Annotated in this window: 3 protein-coding genes; all 3 read right to left on the bottom strand. The window is 35.6% G+C overall.

What is annotated here, in order from left to right; all coding sequences use genetic code 11:
* Positions 1-709, bottom strand: a 709-nt coding sequence (gene kdsA, locus ACY65O_RS06375) for a 3-deoxy-8-phosphooctulonate synthase (RefSeq protein WP_462220018.1), incomplete at its 3' end; no start/stop codon positions are given.
* Positions 710-721: 12 nt separating this feature from the next.
* On the bottom strand, positions 722-1,465 hold the full coding sequence (locus tag ACY65O_RS06370) for a LytR/AlgR family response regulator transcription factor (RefSeq protein ID WP_462220017.1): 744 nt from the start codon (positions 1,463-1,465) through the stop codon (positions 722-724).
* Position 1,466: 1 nt separating this feature from the next.
* The coding region (locus ACY65O_RS06365) for a sensor histidine kinase (protein ID WP_462220016.1) at positions 1,467-3,254 on the bottom strand (1,788 nt) is incomplete at its 5' end.

The raw sequence follows: 3,254 nt of genomic DNA, 5'->3' as shown, positions 1-3,254 counted from the left end.
CAATAAATAATCCATCGGCACCGGTTGCTATTGCTGCTCTGGCAATGGTTTCAATTAATTGGGGGTTGCCACCTGTAATACCGCTGGTTTGGTTGGGCTGCTGCAGCGAGTGTGTGCAGTCCATTATTACAGGTACATCATGTTCTTTCATCCAGGTTATATTTCTGTAATCGACTACCAGGTCCTGGTAACCAAAAGTATTGCCTCTTTCGGTAAGCATTATTTTATTATTACCCGCTTGCCGGATTTTATCAGCCGCAAATTTCATAGAAGGCCCATTTAAAAATTGCCCCTTTTTTACATTTACAATTTTGCCTGTTGCAGCAGCGGCTACTAATAAATCTGTTTGCCGGCACAAAAAGGCGGGAATTTGTAAAATGTCGATATACTTTGCAGCCTCTTCAGCTTCGTCATGTGCATGAATATCTGATGTGGTGGGCAGCTTATATTTTTCACCAACTTTTTTTATTAATGATAAACCATTTTCATCTCCCAAACCTGTAAATGAAGTGGCACTTGTTCTGTTTGCTTTACGGTACGATGCTTTAAATACATAAGCAATTTCTAAACGTTTGCAAATGGCCGACACCTTATCTGCAATTTGCATTACCATTTCTTCACTCTCTACCACACAGGGCCCGGCAATTAAAAAAAAATTGTTTTTATTGTATTGCTGGTTGATGAATAGGTCCTGTAAATATTTTTCCATGGGGCAAAAATACTAATAGCCAATGGCTTTAAGAAACTCTTCTTTTTTTCGTCTGGCAACATCAACATAACTCCCGTTTTGCAATTCTATCTGGCCGCCATCGCCTTTAATATATCTTTTAATATAATTGAGGTTAATAAGGTGGGAGTGATGGGTACGAAAAAAAATATCCTCGGGCAGCAGCTCTTCAAATTCTTTTAAAGTTTTTGAGGCGGTAATTTTTGTTTTATTGGTAAAATAAATATTGGTGTAGTTACTATTGGCTTCTAAATGAATGATGTCGTTTATATCAAAAAACAACAAACCTTCCAATGTAGGTATAGCCAATTTATTTAATTGCTTTTTTGGGTGCAGCATATTTTGCTGCAGCAGTTCTACCTGTTTTTTTGTTTGATTATTTTCCCTGGTTTCTACATTTGAAATGGCCTCCTGCAGTTCTTGGATATCAATTGGTTTAAGCAGGTAATCAAAAGCGGCATATTTAATGGCTTTAATGGCATACTGATCGTAGGCTGTGGTAAAAATTATATGAAAATCTTTTTCCGGTAACTCGTTCAGCATTTCAAAACCATTCATCTTTGGCATTTCAATATCTAAAAAAATTAACTGCGGTTTATGATGTTGTATCAGCAACAGAGCTTCCTGACCATTAGCAGCTTCGGCAACTACTTTTACTTGCGGACAATATGACAATAATTTTTCTCTTAATGCCAGCCTGCCTTTTGCTTCATCATCTATAATTATTGCGGTTATCATTTTAAATAATGTTTAAGTTAACTGTTACTTCGGTACCGTCAGGATGCTCATCAATATATAAATCTTTTATCTGTACGGATGCCGTTTCTTCATTATTAAAAAGTTTTATGCGGTCGTAACTCATTTGCATACCGTAGTGCGATTCTTTGTTTTGCATTATTTTTTCGGCAGCTTTCCTCCCTATGCCATTATCTGTAATAACATATTGTATGGTATTGCTTACTTTTTTTATATCAATGTTAAGTATGCCTTCATTGCCTTCTTTATTTCTAAGCCCGTGCAAAATGGCATTTTCTACAAATGGCTGCACAATAAGCGGCGGTACTTTGTAATCGCTGTTTAATAATTCTTCATCAACTTTAAAATTTGTGTTAAATTTATTTTCATGCCTTAATTCTTCCAGCTCAATATACAGCTTTAGTGTTTCTGCATCTTTACTAAATGGCACTGTGTTTTGTTTGCTGCTGTCTAAAATATTACGGAGCAGTTTTGCAAATTTATTAAGGTAAACCGTTGCAGAATATTTGTCATTGCTTTGTATCAGTGCATCAATGCTGTTAATGCAGTTAAAAATAAAATGCGGATTCATCTGTGCCCGTAATGCCATCATTTCTGTTTCAGCAATTTTCTGTTTTAGCTCAGCCTGATTGCGGATTGTTTTAATTCTTTTTTTAAGCAGCCAAAAAACTAAAAGGGAGGTTGCTGCCAAAACTGTAATCCTGAACAGCATAGTTTTCCAGAAAGGCGGAGTAATAAATATTTTAAAAGAGGTAACCGCTGTGGTTTCATTTCCATCTTCAGCCTTTACTCTAAAAGTATATTGCCCTGGATTAAGATTTGTATAGCTGGCAATATTTTTTGTGCCGGCATTTACCCAATCTTTATCAACCGCATCCAGCCGGTAATAATAATTAGTTTGTTGTGGGTTTGAGAAATTGAGCAGCGCAAATTCTATTGTCAAAAAATTTTGCTGATACGTAAGTTTAACCGGTTCACTTTTATCCAGCAACGAATCAATTGCAAGATCATTGTCAAAAATTTTAAACCCGGTAATTTCTACTTTTGCATCCGTATTTTTTAAAATAAAATTATTTTTTGTATAAAAACAAATCATTTCTGTAGTAGTACCGGCAAGCCATCTTCCATCCTGTAAAGGATAAAAAGAAACTGTTTTAAATTCTGAATTTACAGTGCCGGGATCAATATTAAGCCGGGTAAATTTTTTATCAGCCGGTTTAAATTTATACAAATCATAATCGGTGGTAAACCATATATAACCTTCTGTATCTTTTTTTATTGCATGGATTGTATTGGCAGGCAAACCTTCTTTGGCAGATAAATGAGAAAAAGTTTTATTGCGAATATTAAAAAAATTTAAACCGCCATACTGGGTGCCAATCAGCAGCGTACTGTCATCGTATTCTTCAATGCCTTGGGTAATATTTGCAGAAATAGCATGAGCATTATTTTTATTTTGTACATACACTGCTGAATATAACCGGTTGTGTGTATCAAATTGCTTAAACCCCAAACGGGTGCTTACCCAGCAGCGTTGTTTGCTATCGAAAAAAATATTGGATACATGTGCATACTCCTGCACTATGCCTTTTGTACTGTCGTTGTAAGGGTAAAATTTATTTTGTTGTTTATTCCATCCTGCAATTTTTCCATTATACAATCCCATCCAGATATTTCCTGTTTTATCTTTTGTCATACAAAATATGGTGGAATTATTTAACTCCGGGGGACGAATGGTTTTTATGGCGCCGTTGTATGGGTTGTATATATG

Source organism: Ferruginibacter sp., from assembly GCF_031430955.1.
In the GTDB taxonomy this organism is placed as follows: domain Bacteria; phylum Bacteroidota; class Bacteroidia; order Chitinophagales; family Chitinophagaceae; genus Ferruginibacter.
This window is presented reverse-complemented; position numbering and strand designations above follow the sequence as displayed.